The 205-nt window shown below is 50.7% G+C and carries 1 protein-coding gene; it reads right to left on the bottom strand.

The window, feature by feature from the left end; genetic code table 11:
- Positions 1–205, bottom strand: a 205-nt coding sequence (locus BAQ44_RS09765; protein WP_211274089.1) for a hypothetical protein, incomplete at both ends; no start/stop codon positions are given.

Genomic DNA, 205 nt, shown 5'->3' with positions numbered 1-205 from the left:
TGGCCATCCTTACCATCTTGGCCATCTTTTCCGTCTTGGCCATCCTTACCATCTTGGCCATCTTTTCCATCTTGACCATCCTTACCATCTTGGCCATCTTTTCCGTCTTGGCCATCCTTACCATCTTGACCGTCCTTGCCATCTTTGCCATTCTGATCGTCTTTGCTGCCTTGGTCGTCTTTGCCACCTTGGTCATCCTTGCCGC

Origin of the sequence: Bacillus mobilis (assembly GCF_001884045.1) — a bacterium.
GTDB lineage: Bacteria > Bacillota > Bacilli > Bacillales > Bacillaceae_G > Bacillus_A > Bacillus_A mobilis.
Note: the sequence above shows the minus strand (reverse complement) of the source record. Positions and strands in the feature narration are given on the sequence as shown.